This window comes from Vibrio sp. PID23_8 (assembly GCF_003584965.1).
Lineage (GTDB): Bacteria > Pseudomonadota > Gammaproteobacteria > Enterobacterales > Vibrionaceae > Vibrio.
The window spans coordinates 12,800-28,456 of the sequence record NZ_LIXE01000018.1; the positions used below are offsets into that span (position 1 = coordinate 12,800).

The 15,657-nt window shown below is 43.0% G+C and carries 16 protein-coding genes; 9 read left to right on the plus strand and 7 right to left on the minus strand.

Annotated elements, in window-relative coordinates; all coding sequences use genetic code 11:
• Nucleotides 1–33: 33 nt before the first annotated feature.
• Nucleotides 34–1,728, plus strand: a complete 1,695-nt coding sequence (locus tag AK966_RS18360; RefSeq protein WP_119464669.1) for a phospho-sugar mutase — start codon at nucleotides 34–36, stop codon at nucleotides 1,726–1,728.
• Between the two features lie 166 nt (nucleotides 1,729–1,894).
• On the opposite strand, the gene AK966_RS18365 is transcribed toward AK966_RS18360, so the two are convergent.
• The 3 genes from AK966_RS18365 to AK966_RS18375 all read right to left on the minus strand — a co-directional run bounded on the left by AK966_RS18365 (nucleotide 1,895) and on the right by AK966_RS18375 (nucleotide 4,912).
• Nucleotides 1,895–2,527, minus strand: coding sequence for a LysE family translocator (locus AK966_RS18365; RefSeq protein ID WP_099078159.1), 633 nt, complete (start codon nucleotides 2,525–2,527; stop codon nucleotides 1,895–1,897).
• A 522-nt stretch (nucleotides 2,528–3,049) separates the two neighbouring features.
• Nucleotides 3,050–3,664, minus strand: coding sequence for a fumarylacetoacetate hydrolase family protein (locus tag AK966_RS18370; RefSeq protein WP_099078160.1), 615 nt, complete (start codon nucleotides 3,662–3,664; stop codon nucleotides 3,050–3,052).
• Between the two features lie 195 nt (nucleotides 3,665–3,859).
• Nucleotides 3,860–4,912, minus strand: coding sequence for a porin (locus AK966_RS18375; RefSeq protein WP_099078161.1), 1,053 nt, complete (start codon nucleotides 4,910–4,912; stop codon nucleotides 3,860–3,862).
• A 558-nt stretch (nucleotides 4,913–5,470) separates the two neighbouring features.
• Between AK966_RS18375 and AK966_RS18380 the strand changes: the two genes are divergently transcribed.
• The 3 genes from AK966_RS18380 (at nucleotide 5,471) to AK966_RS18390 (ending at nucleotide 8,342) form a co-directional block, all read left to right on the plus strand.
• Entirely contained in the window at nucleotides 5,471–6,439 is a 969-nt protein-coding gene (locus AK966_RS18380) for a porin (RefSeq protein WP_119464670.1), read from the plus strand.
• A gap of 421 nt (nucleotides 6,440–6,860) precedes the next feature.
• Nucleotides 6,861–7,706 carry a DMT family transporter gene (locus AK966_RS18385; protein ID WP_172438057.1) on the plus strand — a complete coding sequence of 282 codons (846 nt, stop codon included), beginning with the start codon at nucleotides 6,861–6,863 and terminating at the stop codon, nucleotides 7,704–7,706.
• 57 nt (nucleotides 7,707–7,763) lie between these two features.
• Nucleotides 7,764–8,342 (plus strand): glutaredoxin domain-containing protein, encoded by a 579-nt coding sequence (locus tag AK966_RS18390; protein WP_099078163.1) that lies wholly within the window; start codon nucleotides 7,764–7,766, stop codon nucleotides 8,340–8,342.
• A gap of 83 nt (nucleotides 8,343–8,425) precedes the next feature.
• Here the strand turns inward: AK966_RS18390 and AK966_RS20220 are convergent, their stop codons facing one another.
• From AK966_RS20220 to AK966_RS18405, 4 genes are all read right to left on the minus strand, one after another.
• A complete protein-coding gene (locus AK966_RS20220; protein ID WP_099078164.1) occupies nucleotides 8,426–8,557 on the minus strand; it encodes a hypothetical protein in 132 nt (43 codons plus the stop codon).
• 129 nt (nucleotides 8,558–8,686) lie between these two features.
• Nucleotides 8,687–9,037 (minus strand): hypothetical protein, encoded by a 351-nt coding sequence (locus tag AK966_RS18395; RefSeq protein WP_099078165.1) that lies wholly within the window; start codon nucleotides 9,035–9,037, stop codon nucleotides 8,687–8,689.
• 389 nt (nucleotides 9,038–9,426) lie between these two features.
• The gene (locus tag AK966_RS18400; RefSeq protein ID WP_119464671.1) at nucleotides 9,427–10,713 is read right to left on the minus strand and encodes a peptidoglycan DD-metalloendopeptidase family protein; all 1,287 of its coding nucleotides are present in this window, start codon (nucleotides 10,711–10,713) and stop codon (nucleotides 9,427–9,429) included.
• 123 nt (nucleotides 10,714–10,836) lie between these two features.
• Entirely contained in the window at nucleotides 10,837–11,466 is a 630-nt protein-coding gene (locus AK966_RS18405) for a hypothetical protein (RefSeq protein ID WP_119464672.1), read from the minus strand.
• A gap of 286 nt (nucleotides 11,467–11,752) precedes the next feature.
• Between AK966_RS18405 and AK966_RS18410 the strand changes: the two genes are divergently transcribed.
• From AK966_RS18410 to AK966_RS20230, 5 genes are all read left to right on the plus strand, one after another.
• Nucleotides 11,753–12,154: a GFA family protein gene (locus AK966_RS18410; protein WP_099078168.1), complete on the plus strand. Its 402-nt coding sequence runs from the start codon at nucleotides 11,753–11,755 to the stop codon at nucleotides 12,152–12,154.
• A 138-nt stretch (nucleotides 12,155–12,292) separates the two neighbouring features.
• Nucleotides 12,293–12,964 (plus strand): YoaK family protein, encoded by a 672-nt coding sequence (locus tag AK966_RS18415; protein WP_099078169.1) that lies wholly within the window; start codon nucleotides 12,293–12,295, stop codon nucleotides 12,962–12,964.
• A 472-nt stretch (nucleotides 12,965–13,436) separates the two neighbouring features.
• Nucleotides 13,437–14,801 (plus strand): YjiH family protein, encoded by a 1,365-nt coding sequence (locus tag AK966_RS18420; protein ID WP_099078170.1) that lies wholly within the window; start codon nucleotides 13,437–13,439, stop codon nucleotides 14,799–14,801.
• 227 nt (nucleotides 14,802–15,028) lie between these two features.
• Nucleotides 15,029–15,325 (plus strand): hypothetical protein, encoded by a 297-nt coding sequence (locus tag AK966_RS20225; RefSeq protein WP_119464673.1) that lies wholly within the window; start codon nucleotides 15,029–15,031, stop codon nucleotides 15,323–15,325.
• Complete coding sequence (locus AK966_RS20230) at nucleotides 15,270–15,653, plus strand: hypothetical protein (protein ID WP_143699927.1); 384 nt, start codon at nucleotides 15,270–15,272, stop codon at nucleotides 15,651–15,653. The genes AK966_RS20225 and AK966_RS20230 overlap by 56 nt, the downstream gene beginning before the upstream one ends.
• The last annotated feature ends 4 nt before the right edge of the window (nucleotides 15,654–15,657 follow it).

Below are 15,657 nucleotides of genomic sequence, written 5' to 3' on the forward strand. Positions count from 1 at the left end.
AATAGGTAGGTTCCCTACTAAGGAAAGACAAATATGACTGCACCAATTACTCAATGGCTGGCCCGAGATCCTGACCCTAAAACTCGTGAAGAGTTACAGCACTTAGCTGACACCAATAATGAACAAGAGCTTTCTGACCGTTTTGGCTCCCGTCTTGCGTTTGGTACCGCAGGTCTGCGCGGTAAAGTCGGTGCCGGTCCAAATCGCATGAACCGTCTCGTGATTCAAGAAACGGCCACTGGTCTCGGTCACTACCTCATTGAACAAGTAAAAGACTCATTCTCTCGAGGCGTTGTTATTGGCTACGATGGTCGCCCAGATTCGAAGCAGTTCGCGCACGATACCGCTTCAGTACTAACCGCTTTAGGCATCAAGGTTTACCTAACCTACAAAGTAGCAGCGACACCAATTGTTGCTTTTGGCGTTCGTGAGTTAAATGCCGCGGCCGCTGTCGTTGTAACAGCCAGTCATAATCCTCCTGAGTACAATGGCTTTAAAGTATATTGGGGAAATGGCGCACAAATCATTCCACCGCACGACTCTGGTATAGCAGCTAAGATCGATGAAGCAACGACAAAGCCACTGCCGCTCATGTCTCTAGACGATGCGAAACAGCAAGGTCTATTGGTTTGGTTAGAGGATGAGTACTACCAAGCTTACCGAAAAGCAATGAATGAAAACCCGCTGCTGACACCCGATAACAACACCGACATTTCTATCGTTTACACGGCAATGCACGGTGTAGGCGCAGACATGGCAGAAACGCTGCTTGCGGATGCTGGCTTTAACAAAGTGGCAAGTGTCTCAGAACAGCGCGAACCGGATGGTGCTTTCCCAACCGTTAACTTCCCTAACCCAGAAGAAGCGGGCGCTATGGACATGGTCATGGCGCTAGGTAAATCAGTTGACGCAGACATTGCCTGCGCCAACGACCCAGATGCGGACCGTTTTGCTGTCGCAGTAAAACGCCCTAATGGCGAATATCAAATGCTAACAGGAGACCAAGTCGGCTCACTGTTTGGTGATTACTTACTACAAGATCAACCAAATGCACTGGTCGGCAATACAATTGTGTCTTCTCGCCTATTGAGCAGTATTGCAAAAGCACACGGCGCAGAATACTACCAAACGCTAACCGGATTTAAGTGGCTAACGAACGTGGCAATGACTCAAGAGACTGAGGCCAATCCATTCTTGTTTGCTTACGAAGAAGCGCTAGGCTACACGGTAGGCAACAAGGTATGGGATAAAGATGGCCTATCTGCATTGGTCGCTTTCTCTCAATTGACTGGCAAACTGAAAGCAGAAGGCAAAACGCTTTGGGACAAACTCGAAGAGCTATACCGTCAACACGGCTTCTACTTCAACGCACAACGCAGCATTTCGCTTGATCCTAAATCCCCCCCAATCGGTGACAAACTTCGTGCGAATCCACCAAAAGCAATCGCAGGTATTCGTATTAACGTGATAGAAGATCTGAAATCATCACTTCGTTTTGTCATCGACGGTCCAACAGAAGCGATCAACCTGCCAGCAAGTGACGTTCTGATCTACCACTTAGAAGACAAATCTCGTGTGATTGTTCGCCCTTCTGGCACTGAGCCTAAGTTGAAGTGTTACTATGAAGTGATCAGCGACTTCCCTCCAGATGTGGACTACGAGCAAGCAAGCCAAGCTGCAGAAGCGAAGATGAACGCGTTGATTGAAGCACATCAGCAAAGCTTTTGAGCAGCGCTGAACAATAAGGCAAATAGCAAAAAAGGTTCACCGAGCGATTCTGTTCTCGGCTCAAGCTTGAATTCAATCTTCATTACAGCCACTTCTAGAAATCGACCCGATACTAAAAAGCCAGCGAGTGCTGGCTTTTGTTAGAAAATCTGATTGTTCTTACAAATTACATCGCGAAGCTACTTAGTATCCACACGGCAAGGATCACGAACACCAAGCCCATAAACTTGCCTTGGTACATGCGGAACTTTTCGTTTTCCAGTAATCCTTTACCTAAAGTCCCCGCCAGCGCAACAAGCAATAAGTTGAACAGTAAACCAAGCACATTTAGCACCAATCCCAACGCGAGCATTTGTTCACCAGAAGATGCGGTAATGTTGCTAGATACAAATTGAGGTAAAAACATGACGAAGAACACCAGTGCTTTCGGGTTAAGCAAGTTACTCATCAACGCACGCTGGTAATAGGTCGACGCCATCTTATTCTTCTGATCAAGCTCAGGTGCTGATGCCGCCTCTGCTTGCAAGCAATCCCACCCCATTTTCAGCAAGTACGCGCCACCAAGTAGATGAAGCACTTTTAACGCGATTGGACTCATCGCAATTAAGGTCGATACGCCCATCGCTGCCAGCAAGGTTAAGATTACGCCTGATGTCGCATTGCCTAAACTTGCGAACAAACCGACTTTCTTACCATAACTCATGCTAGAGCTGGCTATTAGCAGCATGTCAGGTCCAGGCAATAGAAGAAGTGCAATAACAGCGGTGAGATAAACAGGGAGTACAGATAAATCGATCATGGTGGAACTAGCTATTCAAAAACAGGCGGCGGATCTTATACCAATGAATGGATAACAACCAGACAAAATGTCCAAGTAAAAAGCTAAATACAGAAAATACAAAAGGTTTAATATTCAACTTTAAAACAATTAACCCTTTTTCTGTTCATTTTTAATACTGATAGCAATTTCGTACAAAAATAAGCAGGATGGTTTCGGTAAACTCGAAAGGACTTTATGTAGAGACATTAAGCTTAAACATCACGAACAAAGATGAAAGAGAAGAATAAGGAAGTTGCGACTTTTAAAATTGCTCAAGAGCTGGGCAGCTTAGAGCAGTTTGTTGCGTTATGCTAGCCCTGCGGTGTTTACCGCAATGGGCACCCATTGTATTTATGTCAGGGGTGAACTTGGCAAAAATCCATTTATATTGCCAGCCACAGTGGCAGTCTCAGTTGCTTACCTGTGACGAAAATGTCTTACTGACTACCATCGCTGGTATGATCACATTTTTACTGCTTCGAGTTTGATTGTAAGCGGCAATTAAGTAGCCAACCATTCGATTTCTAGTAAGGTGATTTCCCCACACTTCAAACGACCAAGGAAGACATCACCTTGATGGACTTCTCCTACGCCTTTTGGCGTACCGGTCATCACCACATCACCGTCTTCTAAAGATGTGTAACTCTTAAGCTCATCCAGAATGGTCATTGGCGGGTAAAGCATCTGCTTAACGTGTCCTTTCTGAACATGAACACAGTTAATCAACAGTTCTAAATGGAGATCGTCTATATCTATCCCCTCAAGAGGGCGAAAACGACTGAACACCGCTGAGCCATCAAACGCTTTGGCACGCTCCCAAGGTAGCCCTTTTTCTTTGAGAGTTGACTGCAAACCACGCTTGGTTAGATCTAAGCCAAGCCCTACCGCACTGTATTGACCGTTTTTGATCGAAAAACAGATTTCTGCTTCGTAATGCAGAGGTTCTTGATGAAATGCGGTGAGCTTAGTTGAGACAGAAGTCGCTGGCTTATTGAATACGACCATCTGCTCTGGCATCGCATTATTGAGCTCTTGAATATGCTCAGCATAGTTGCGTCCAACGCACAGAACTTTGCCAACTTTGACATTCTTTTCTTCAACCTGAATGACGCTCATTGCTCTTCCCTGCAAAACAAAGGCAACATCATAATCTAAGCCTTTGAGTTACTAACACTAATTATCAATTCTGGATATTAAAAATAAGACATTCAGCCCGTTTTTATCAAGCTGACACACCACCATTGAGTAAATAACGGAGTTAAAAAAAGCCAGCACGATGCTGGCTTATAAAACAACTAGGACAAGTTGCTATTATAGGTAGTAACGAGCACCGAACGCCCATTTGTCGTCTGTTTTACGATTGTTAGCATCGTTTAGGTCAAACTGGTAACCAGCGAAGCCAACAAACTTAGAAGTGAAGTTGTACTCTGCTTGAACCGCCATTTGTTCACGTGCAGTTTCAGTCGAGCTTGCTTTAGTCGCTTTACCTTCAACCATTTCGTAGTTCAGGCTTAAGTTTAGGCTGCTTGGCAGTGCATAAGCGACTAACGCTTCGTACGTATCACTATCAGCTAGACGAGTTTTGCCATCAAAGTTCATGTTTTCGTTTGAACCGTAAACAGCAGCTACGTACAGGCCTTTACCGTAAGAACCGTAAGCTGCAGATACTAGGTGAGATTCAGCCGTTTCTTTCTTAGAACCAAATGCCGTGAAGTCACCCGTGTTGTACGTGTAACCAAGCTTCGCGTCCATGATTGAGTATGATAGCGCAAGTTGCATACGGTCATCGTAGTTTGCACCGTCAACAATTTGATCCTTGTCGTTGCGAGAAAACTTGTCTTTCGCACCTTGCCAACCTAGACCAAAGCCAAGCTTACCCGCTTCACCAAGTTCGATAGCGTTACGGTAAGAAAGCATTTTGTCTGCACGGCCAGTACCAAGGTTACTGTGGTCATCGTAGATAAAGTCGTTCGCAAACGCGATTGGCATATCTGCAACACCCGCTACATCGTAGTAAGGTGCCCACTGAGTACCACCCACTGCACGACCATATACATCGTGAGTTAGGCCTAGGTAACCAAGACGAGTTGTGAATGAGTTTTCGCCACCGTTTAGGAAGTTAAGAGCCCATTCACCACGAGCGTCAACAGTGAAACCTTCACCGATATCGTGAGTTGCATTAACGTTGATACGTGAAGAGTTTGTACCTACATCTGTGTCACCTTGCTCAGAACCATTTAGGTTAACAGAAACATGACCGCCAATAGAGAACGTTGTACCATCATTATTATATAGCTCTACTGCTACTGCTTGAGTACCAAAAGTTGCTGCTGCGATTGCTGCTGCTAGGAATTTCTTATTCATTATAAAGTCCATGTATTTATTCGTTTGTACGTCAGTTTTATTCAAAAGCTCACAGGGCATTTATTACGCCCATTTCAAGTCACCTTTGCGTAACAACTGTGCGTCACTTTATTGCAATAGTTCCCTTTGGTAGAGTAAAAAAATCTAATTAACTAGAAAGAGGCTTCCGTTTCCCCACCCAAAAATGCAACACATCGCGATAAAAACCTAAAATACAAAACAATTTGTTACTCCACCTGTCATTTATTGAGCTAAACAACTGAAAGAACATATTTTAAATCACAGTTACAGACTGGTAGCAGTTACAGTTTGCGTAGACAAACCTCTTCACAAACTTTTTTAAAGAAATATTCAAATAAAATAACTAAAAAAAAATAAACACATGCCTTCAACCCTATGTGTTCATCAACCACTATTGAACCACCCTCTCTAACAGAAACAAAATTGCAATAAAATCATAACCTAACAGAAATCTACCTTTCATTTTTACCGTTTACCTTAGCCTCATCAATACAGCGGGCAAGAAAGCCCATCGATAGCAAATAAGGTAAATAAAAAATGAAAAAGGCAGCACTTTCTACTGCAATTCTTACAGCATTGGTATCAACATCATCTTTTGCAGCAATGGTTTATAAAGATGGTGGCACAGAATTAAAACTCGGTGGTCGCGTAGAATTCCGAGGTGACTTTATTGGTTCCAGCGGTGCTGAAGTTGACGGTTCTATGGAAGATAAGTCACGTGCGCGTGTAAACCTAAAAGGTAAGACTGACATCGGTAACGGTCTGTCTGCATTTGGTGTTTACGAAGCAGAACAAAAAACCGGTAAAAGCGAATTTAAAAACCGTTATATGTATGTTGGCGTAAGCGCAGATGCAGGTCGTTTCTCTGTAGGTCGTCAAGACATGGCTGCCGTTATCATCTCAGACATGACGGATATCACTGAGTTTTCTGGTGTTCAACAAGTCATTGACTCATCTTCAGATAAGCAGGATAGCGTTTTTGCTTACCGTGGCGAATTCGACGCTTTACAAGTTCAAGCCACTTACCAAGCAAACTCAAGTGACAAGCAAGACAAATACGGCATTTCGGGTCTTTACTCTCTATCAATGGGGCTTGACCTAGGTCTTGCATACTCAGGCGGTGATGTAGACAAAGATAACTCAGAAGACCAAATCCTTGGCGGTATCGCATACTCGCTAGATAACCTTTACCTTGCAGGTACTTACTCACAAGGTGCACTCACAGATTCTGAAGACTTTACCGCTTATGAGCTACTTGCAAGCTACAAGTTAGCCAGTAAGTTTACAGTCGCAGGTTTATACACTTTCCAAGAAAATGACCCAAATAGCGCTGCAAAATACGATGCGGTTGAAGGTTTTGATCTTGTGGGTTACTACAAACTAAACAGCAACTTCCGCACTTATTTGTCTTACTACATGAACCAACTTGATAAAGAAAAAAATGAATTCGGTGACGTAATTAAAGGTGAAGACACCTTGCGTATAGGTGTTCGTTACGACTTCTAACCATAACTTCCAATCAAAACGATATCGTAGCAAGTTTTTGACCGGCGCTTCGTGCCGGTCATTTTTAATCAGGATAAAATCTGGAGATTGTCTACTGCAATCCAACTGCCCTCTTTTAATCCATTCATTCCCGAAATTAGTGCAATCCCTCTAGCCCCACCAATAATAAAACAATACAAATCAACAAGTTAATAGTTGGCACGCTAACTGCTACATTAAAACGGGCAAATGCATGGCAGCGTTTGTGCTTCTCGTTCTTTGTACCTACTTTAGTAGGCACGTCCTTTGAATTGGTAATGTTGCCTCCCTATCGGAGGCATTTTTTTATTGGCTACCCCAACATTAGAACGTATGATCCTACCCATTGTTTAAAACCGGAAATATCCAATTGAATCATCATCCTGTCCAAGGCGCATGTTGGATGCTCGCCGCAGGCTTGGCATTCGCCATCGTCAATAACTTCGCTCAAATCGCAAGTATCCACTTTGGCGTACAATCCACTACCTTTGCGTTATTCCAATATGCTATTGCGTTATTTGCGATCTTGCCTTATCTAAAAACATTAGGCATCAGGCAGTCACTTAAAACTCAGCATTTCGGTTGGCACCTCTTTCGAATCTTTTTATCCGTTATTGGTATTCAGTTGTGGCTTTGGGCATTGGCGTATCCAGTGCCAATTTGGCAAGGCATCGCATTACTGATGACGTCCCCGTTATTTGCCACTGTTGGCTCTGGGTTGCTATTAAAAGAAAAAGTCGGTACCGCTCGCTGGATTGCCACTATTACGGGCTTTGTTGGCGCAATGATCATACTTGAACCATGGTCAGACTCCTTTACTTGGGCTACGTTGTTGCCCGTTGGTGCCGCTTTCTTTTGGGCAGCCTATTCACTGATGGTGAAAAAGATGTCGGTAAACGATCCGCCTTCGACGATGGTGGTTTATCTTTTGCTGTTGATTACTCCTTTCAATATCTTGTTAGCGGCTCCAACTTTCTCCATGCCGAATGAATGGAGCGTATGGGGGATCCTTATTCTGGCTGGCGTACTCACCGCCCTCGCTCAGTGGGCTATTGTTAAAGCATATGCCGTATCTGATGCTTCATTCGTGCAACCATTTGACCACGCAAAACTGCCACTTAACGTTTTTGCAGGTTGGCTGGTATTTGGTTGGGTTCCTCCTGGCCGATTATGGCTAGGAGCGGCGATTATCATTGGTTCAATTGCGTTTATTACTCATTGGGAAGCAAAAAAAAGAAAAGTGCGCTAAATTAAAACCGTGAGTTTTTAATTCTATGTTCGCATGAAGGAAAATCTGGATCACTCTATGGCACAACCAATCAAAATTACGCTATACCGCTGGGCTGGTAGCTGGGGACCATTCAAAGTAAATATCCCGTGTGGTGAGTGTACCCTTACGAAAGATATCCTTGCTGATACGTTTGAAAACGAATTAGCAGGCGTTCCCGTCGAATTAGACGTAAAAGATTGGTTGTCACATTGGTGGGAGCCTTTAACACTAGGTGCATGGCATGCCCCTATACTGGTCGTGGAAGGTAAAGTCATCAGCCAAGGGGAAGCACTAAACCGGGGCGTGCTTGTGCAGTCAGTTATTGCTCAATGGGCGAAACGAGACAAGCTTAAAGGTAACATCGTTTATGGTAAAGCGACATGCCCATACTGCATAAAAGCGAAGAAGTTATTGACTCAAGCTGGAGTGGATTACCAATATCATGATGTTGTTAAAGACAGTGCGGCACTATACCGAATGCTCCCAGAAGTGAAAGCCATCATTGGTGATAAAAAACCCGTTACTGTGCCCCAAATCTGGTTAGATGGAGAGTACATTGGAGGCGCAGACAATTTAGAAAAGTGGTTGGCAGAAAAAGGACTCGGTAAAGTATAGCGATCCCTAGCCAAACAGCTTAGAGTAAACGCCCCTTCTCATAGAAATCAAAAAGCCCTGATGGTTAATCAGGGCTTTTTGATTTAATTCGCTAGTTTTTTCATTAAGCGCGCAAACATTGAAGGCTTCTTCTTCGTTTTACCATAAAGCGCTTTATGCATGGCCTCTTTACCGATCATTTGACCCATGTAAACACCACCAAGTCCGTAACCCATGCTCTTCTCCTACGAAGTAATTGACTGGTTATGTTGTAATTTTACACCACAACCACACAAAAACAAGACACACATCACGTTATCTTCGTAGCTTTATTACATAAATTTTTATTCTAGCGATAACTATTTTTATTGGCGCTTTGGCTGTTGGTAAGTTTTACCTGCCGCTTTGTATGTATCTTTCTGCTTGATTTCAAAGAAAGTTTCAAAAAACCATGCGGAAAATTTGATCAACTGGTCACCTTCATTCATGACATGTTCAACGAACTCTTGTTCTTCACCAGATTCGTCTTGATGAACTGTAATATGGTAAATGCGTTTTTCACCTTCAACTTCGGCAAGACCAAACTGACCAGTTAATGATTGTGCCGCTTGCGCGATCTCTTCTTCCTCACATGCTTTCAATAGTTCAAGTGCTTGAGGGAGGGTCTCTGTCTGATCAATTTCTTTTAGTAGTGTTTCAAACTCGTTCTGTTGCATGATTTCACCTAACGATTAACGGGTAGGCTACCTATAAGGTAACTGGCGTAATTTGCTGCGCATTTTAGAAAGGAGCTTGTTGCGTTGCAAGTAGATTCAACTTACATACCCAAGTAACCTCGAGAAGCTTGGTTCAACAAGAATGGCTAGGCTATATAACTTAGGAATGAACGACGTTGTTATCAGTCTGTCGATACAGAAAAAGATATTCCCTGAGCAAAACTCAAACAGGTAAACGCACATAAAAGTGACCATACCGCGAAAGGCAAGCAGAGTAGCAACACATTCGTATTCGACTGTTCCTCGATTACCTAAAAATTCGATTAAAGGGTAAAAAACGCTAGTGAACAAAACAAAAAAGACCAAACGATGTTTGGTCTTTCTCTGCTCTATAGCACTGCTCTTGCTTTCTCTTTAAGCAGATTCTCCATCTCATTTCGATTAGCGATGAAACTCGCCATCTCTTTCTTCGGCACTGAACTCGCCATTGGGATGTTCGCACGCATCGCGTTCACCGGGCGACCATATTGAAGCAGTTCATAATGAAGGTGAGGACCAGTCACACGCCCTGTTTTACCCGATAAGCCAATACGCTGACCTCGAGATACTTTCTGACCTTTTTTGACCAAGATCTTGCTCAAGTGTAAGTAACGTGTTTTATATTTATTTCCGTGCTCAATTACTACGTAATTCCCCGCATATGGGTGTTTACGCGTCATGATTACCGTACCGTCACCCGTTGACTCTACTGGCGTGCCATTAGGCACTGCCCAGTCAGTACCGTTATGGGGAGCAACCCGACCCGTTACAGGGTGAAGACGTTTGGGGTTGAAGCCGGAGCTAATACGCCAACTACGAGTGACAGGGTAACGCTGGAAGGCTCGTTGAAGGCTCTCACCTTTCGCACTATAAAATTGACCATCAGTATGAAGGTAAGCCGTTACTTCACGGCCACGGTTGTAAATCTTAATCGCTTCAATTTCGTTCTTACCAGTCGAAACACCATCAATGGTTTGAGAGCGGCGTACTACTTCAAAACGATCTCCAGCGCGCAAGTCTTTTCCAAAGTTAACCTGCTCTTTTAAAAGGCTCACTACTTGGCTAATTTCAGCAGAACTTAAACCTAGGCGATTTGCAGAAGAAGAGAAACTGCCATGAATCACGCCAACGAGCGCCTCTTGATGCCACACACCTGGAATCGAGATATCAGAGAAGTCATAGCTACCATCCTCGTTGCGTTGGTAAACCACTTTGTCTGCAATTGAGAATTGCAGTTCCATTTTCTCAAGTGCATCCGTTGACTCATTACGCCAAAACCGCAGAGTATTACCTGGCTTGAGGGTATCTAGAGCAAGGAAGTTTAGATCTGTTTCCATTACTTTCATCAACGAGCTGTAACCAAAACCTAGTTGACTAAATATGGAACTTAAATTGTCCCCAGCTTGAATTTGATACTCAAAGTTAGGGGGAGTGACAACTTCCGTCGTTGTCGCATCAAGAATTCTTTCAACAACCTGCGATTCTGGCAGGTTCAAGGCGATGGTTTTAGTAAGAGAAGACTCTTTGAAAGAGTGAGAAACACCAATCGCAACTAACACTGGCAAGGAGTACAACAGTAGCGCTTTACGACTTGCCAGATTCGGCAACCGTTTTGTTGTAATTTCATTTGTAGACACGGGAATTATTATCTCCTTTTAGCAAGGCTCATAGCTTATTCATTCCCAAATAAGAAATCACTATTAAATTATGAGATCTAGCGCAAAAAATACTTATTTTTTTCATAAGTCGAAAAAACAATACTACTGTTGCATAAGTAGGTCATTGCCAACACGCTTTAAGGCTACGGAGGTCAATTGGTTTGGTGGTTCAGCCATCGCTTGATTTTCACCATGCTGAAGGTAAGTCAGCAAGATTTCTGTATCACTGGCCCACTCTAGATCTGACATTTGAATGCGGTCACCGATAAACACGCTATCAAGCAAAACCACTCGACTTGGTATTGGATCAAATTTAAACAACCCAACATAATAGAATGCGCCACTGCCTTGTGTTGTTACGATTACTGGGGCGACAAGCCAAGGTGTTCCCGCAATATCTCGCTGAGCGATAAATGCCGTCGGCACAACAACCTCTCCTTTTGTTGCGCCAGCATCATATTGCCCTTTCAAAAAACCATGTTCTTTGTCCCATTCTTCAAGGAAAGTAACGGCGCCTTGCTCAGGTACTTGGATTGTCCATGGGTTTTGTGATTGAATTCCCAACACTTCTGCGATGATAGAATTCGATTGAAGCTGCACTTGAGGAAATTTCGCCATGATGTCTTCATCGGACAAGCTAAAGCGATAAACACCAGCGATCACAACCATGGCCAGCAATATAATCGGGATCAAAAGAATAAGTGGAATTGGGAGAAATTTCCTACGAGTCATGGAGACTTCCTTGTGTTCTCGTTCTCATTAATGATCGGAGTATATACCAATTAATGCCTTTAACTTCAAACCTCGCTTCTTTCATTACTTCAAGTGTTTCAAAATTAAACTAAACTATAATACCCAAGTAGCTTTAAGATACCGAGCTCAGAGCGTTATCATCGATTAAAGGTTTAGCACCTCTCAATCTTCAAACCGTCGCCACGTTTGTAAACCAACTCAAGCTCATCGAGCCAACGTTTCTTAGTTATTTAGGCATATCAAGGATAATTGGTAGGTAATGACAATGAAGTGTAATATTCATACATGCGAATGTGCCTGTGGTTTAGTTCAATTGCGCTGTACAGGCGAACCCGTTCGTACTTCTATACGCCACTGTTTTGAGTGCCAAAAAAGAACAGGGAGTGTATTCGGCGTTCAAGCAAGATTCAAAAAACATCAAGTTGTTCTCAATGGTAACGTCATTTCTTTTACCCGAATCAGTGATCTGGGAAACAACGTTCAATATGAGTTCTGTCCTGCTTGTGGAACGACCATGCGCTTACTACTTTCAAACGTACCAGGTTATGCCATTATCCCGATTGGATTATTTGACAATAAAGAGTTTCCTAACCCAACAATTTCAATTTATGAACAAAGAAAACACGGTTGGGTAAGCTTTGAATGTACGATGGAACACATCGATTAATTTCCTAGCCAGCCCAGCTTAGAACCGATTAACGTTCAAATCACTGCCACATCTATACACTAAGTCATTCTCACAGAGCCTCGCATCTCTAGGTTATTTGGGTATATAATCCTGACCTAACATTGATGAGGTTTTATTGTGATTTCCAGACTTCCTCGTTGGGTCGAGTATGGCGCTTTTCTACTGGCCCTCCTTGCAGGTTGCGTCAATGCTGTAGGTCTACTTGGCTTTCAGCATCAAGCGATAACGCATCTTTCAGGAACCGTAACTCAGCTAGGCAATAGCTTACTAACTGGTGTGGAAGGTTCCATTCACCTGCTTTTCATCGTTTTCAGCTTTTTGATTGGTTCTGCGTTCAGTGGTTTTTTTATTGAAAGTACTGCACTTAAGCTTGGCCGCCGTTATGGTATTGCCCTCTGTATTGAGGGGGGGCTACTGCTTCTGAGTTTAGGCTTTTTAGTTCAAGGGGATGTATACGGTCAATATCTCGCTTCTGCCGCATGTGGCTTACAAAACGCAATGATCACCACCTTTAGTGGCGCAGTGGTAAGGACCACCCACATGACCGGTATTATTACCGACCTTGGAATCATGATTGGTGAAAGTCTACGTGGACGTCAATTTGATCGGCGTAAAGCTAAACTTTTTGTATTCATATTCTTTGGCTTTTTACTCGGTGGGACCGCTGGCGCAGCCCTTTTTAATGTTTATGACCTCTATGCGCTCGCATTCCCTGCGATGTTATCATTCATCATTGCATTTGCTTACTGGGGTTACTTAGCCCAATTAGAAAGAAACAAAACGGCCTAATGAGATGTGGCGGTTTAAGCACTCTGTTTACACCGTCATGTCACGCTCAAATTTTTCTCATCATGTAGAACAAAACACATTATGACACGGTTTTTTCGTTAGAGCTTCGTGCTGTTATCCGCCATAAACAATAACCTCACTACATCAAATTCCCATTGCACATTTGTGATTAAGGTCACATTTTCTCGATTTATTACTGCTTTAGTCACACTGTACTTCATAACCAAGAACATACCTCGGTCAAAATGCTACAATTTTCTAACACATATAACCCGTTCATATACAACAGCCTGAACTTAGCTAATATCACCGAGAAAACAGCTGAATAACTAGATGTATTTAATGAATAGTATTGCCATGGATACAGTTTGCGGGTAACCTCCACTCACTGTGATTAAATACGGATGTTTAGTGAATACTTATGTCATACAACATGGCAACTATTGACTAGTAGTAACACGAGAAAAAAAATATGCACAACAATACGAATGCTGCCGATGCACCTAAGGGCAACTTTTGGATGTTTTTCATCCCATCGCTAATTGGTCTTCTACTCTTCATGGCACCTATCTCTTATGACGGTGGCTTGACTATTCCTGTAGCGGTAATGGCGAAAGTCATTCCTGCTTTTCTTGGCGATACCCTTATCACTATCGTCACCATCATTATTGCGTTTATGGCTGTTGCATCCATTCTTTGTAAAATCTTCAAGCCAGCTGCCATTCTTCGTAGCGGCTTCCTTAACGGCCTTTTTAACCCATCGCCACTTTGGTTATTCATTCGCCTAATTGGTGGAATTGCAGTCCTAATGACATTTTTCCAGGTAGGTCCGAAAGCGATCTGGGAAGAAAATACCGGTGGACTCGTTCTAACAGGGCTTTTACCAACGCTATTTGCGGTGTTCATCTTTGCTGGCCTGTTGTTACCATTACTGCTTAATTTTGGTCTTCTTGAATTATTTGGTGCACTGCTAAGTAAAATTATGCGCCCAGTATTTAATCTGCCGGGTCGTAGTGCGATTGATTGTATGGCTTCTTGGCTAGGCGATGGCAGTGTCGGTATCCTTCTAACGAGTAAACAGTATGAAAATAACTTCTACACTCAGCGCGAAGCTGCCGTAGTTGGTACCACATTCTCAGCGGTATCAATTACATTTAGTTTGGTTGTTATCGCTCAGGTTCAACTGGAACATTTATTCCTACCATTCTATGGTGCAGTTTGTTTAGCTGGTGTCGTTGCCGCAATTATTATTCCTCGCTTGCCACCTTTGAGCTTTAAGAAAGACACCTACATGGATGGCAGTCAACCTCAAAAAGATGCCGATGCAGTGCCTGCGGGTCATACAAGATTCTCTTGGGGTATGGATTTGGCGCTTAAACGAGCAGGCCAAGTTACTTCGTTCCAGTCAGTATTTAAAGAAGGCGTGCACAACGCTATCGATATGGTCTTTGGCGTACTGCCAGTCGTGATGGGTATGGGTACTGTTGCGTTAGTGATTGCTGAATACACATCTATATTTGAAATTCTAGGGCAACCATTCATTCCCTACTTAGAGCTGCTACAAATCCCTGAAGCTGCTGCAGCGTCGCAAACTATTGTTGTTGGCTTTGCTGATATGTTTATCCCTGCGATTTTAGCCGCTTCTATCGATAACGAAATGACGCGCTTTGTGATCGCAGCGATGTCAGTAACTCAGCTTATCTACATGTCTGAAGTCGGTGCGCTATTATTAGGTAGCAAGATCCCTATCAACATCGTAGAGCTGTTTGTTATCTTTATTCTACGTACCTTGATTACGCTTCCTGTCATTGCCGGTGTCGCTCACCTCATTTTCTAAAATAAATAAATTTCAAAGGCTCCATAATATTGGGGCCTTTTTTATAAATCCATACATAATTAAGCCCACTTTAATTAAAAACCTCTCTGAAACAGGTAGATACCGCAAAGCCTCATGGCAATCCCCCTCTGACTTGATAGATTTAAATAAATTGAAAGTAAATGAAATCTAATCCATAAATTTCATTGCTGCTTATTACGGTGTCCTTACTATCAACACAGCAAGTAATGACGATCCGCACTCAAATCCAACAGCACATTGATTCAAGCGTCCATGAAATTCTATCCAGTGTTGGGACGATCGTAGAGTCTGAGATACAAGCAAAAAAAGACCTTGCGCAATCGACCACAGAGATCATTGAAATCGAACCTGCCAATCATAACCATATCCAGGAAATGATTGAAAAATCGACATTAAAATCCGGTTTTCTAACCATTGCTTTAGGCTATGATAAGAACGGTTTTCTACTTGAAAATGATGACTCTTGGGAAGCAGACGCAAGCTTTGATCCACGCCCACCCTGAGAGCAAATACAATGGTGAAAAACTATCTAGCTACTTGCCTCAAGCAAACTTACAGCGAGGTTCTCAGCATATAGAGATAAACGGAAATGACTTTATGGTTGTGCTGATCCACATTCCAAGTGAAAACTGGTACGTCGGTGCCATTGTTGATGAAAACATTGCCTATGCTTCTGTGACAACACTGCGCAACAATGCCATCATCTATTCTTTAATTGCGGTATTCACGTCAATCATTGCACTTACTATTCTTATCCGTCCTTTATTGCGCCCTCTTGATGAACTCAATAACGCACAATTCAAGCCGCTGCTTCTGGCGACGGTGATCTGACTCA

Excerpts from the sequence above, each read along its gene's own strand:
- AK966_RS18360 (WP_119464669.1), top strand. The coding sequence starts at position 34 with ATGACTGCACCAATTACTCAATGGCTGGCCCGAGATCCTGACCCTAAA.
- AK966_RS18365 (WP_099078159.1), bottom strand. The coding sequence starts at position 2,527 with ATGATCGATTTATCTGTACTCCCTGTTTATCTCACCGCTGTTATTGCA.
- AK966_RS18370 (WP_099078160.1), bottom strand. The coding sequence starts at position 3,664 with ATGAGCGTCATTCAGGTTGAAGAAAAGAATGTCAAAGTTGGCAAAGTT.
- AK966_RS18375 (WP_099078161.1), bottom strand. The coding sequence starts at position 4,912 with ATGAATAAGAAATTCCTAGCAGCAGCAATCGCAGCAGCAACTTTTGGT.
- AK966_RS18380 (WP_119464670.1), top strand. The coding sequence starts at position 5,471 with ATGAAAAAGGCAGCACTTTCTACTGCAATTCTTACAGCATTGGTATCA.
- AK966_RS18385 (WP_172438057.1), top strand. The coding sequence starts at position 6,861 with ATGCTCGCCGCAGGCTTGGCATTCGCCATCGTCAATAACTTCGCTCAA.
- AK966_RS18390 (WP_099078163.1), top strand. The coding sequence starts at position 7,764 with ATGGCACAACCAATCAAAATTACGCTATACCGCTGGGCTGGTAGCTGG.
- AK966_RS20220 (WP_099078164.1), bottom strand. The coding sequence starts at position 8,557 with ATGGGTTACGGACTTGGTGGTGTTTACATGGGTCAAATGATCGGTAAA.
- AK966_RS18395 (WP_099078165.1), bottom strand. The coding sequence starts at position 9,037 with ATGCAACAGAACGAGTTTGAAACACTACTAAAAGAAATTGATCAGACA.
- AK966_RS18405 (WP_119464672.1), bottom strand. The coding sequence starts at position 11,466 with ATGACTCGTAGGAAATTTCTCCCAATTCCACTTATTCTTTTGATCCCG.
- AK966_RS18410 (WP_099078168.1), top strand. The coding sequence starts at position 11,753 with ATGAAGTGTAATATTCATACATGCGAATGTGCCTGTGGTTTAGTTCAA.
- AK966_RS18420 (WP_099078170.1), top strand. The coding sequence starts at position 13,437 with ATGCACAACAATACGAATGCTGCCGATGCACCTAAGGGCAACTTTTGG.
- AK966_RS20225 (WP_119464673.1), top strand. The coding sequence starts at position 15,029 with ATGACGATCCGCACTCAAATCCAACAGCACATTGATTCAAGCGTCCAT.